Raw genomic sequence first — 252 nt, 5'->3', positions numbered from 1 at the left:
TTTTGAAATTTCTTGAGGAACCACCATTATGTGCATATGAAAGAAATGATGAAGGTAGATTCTATAAAATTGAAGACTACGATTGGGATGCATATTTAAATGGATAGAAAAATTTACTATGTTTTAAAGAAAAGTATATTTTGTTTCGGAATCGTATTTATGTTTTTATTAAGCGGATGTATTAGTTTTGGTAAAGAAACTACAGATACTATATACTTAATTCCTGAAGAGTACGAAGGGGATTTGATTGTT

The 252-nt window shown here is 28.2% G+C and carries 1 pseudogene; it reads left to right on the top strand.

Annotation, left to right across the window (positions count from 1 at the left end):
- A pseudogene (locus MR083_RS27290) lies at positions 1–107 on the top strand (immunity protein Imm33 domain-containing protein); the annotation flags it as partial.
- Positions 108–252 lie beyond the last annotated feature (145 nt).

Origin of the sequence: Bacillus cereus group sp. BfR-BA-01408 (genome assembly GCF_022663305.1) — a bacterium.
In the GTDB taxonomy this organism is placed as follows: domain Bacteria; phylum Bacillota; class Bacilli; order Bacillales; family Bacillaceae_G; genus Bacillus_A; species Bacillus_A pacificus.
The sequence above is the reverse complement of the archived record's forward strand: the minus strand, read 5'-3'. Positions and strand labels throughout refer to the sequence as shown.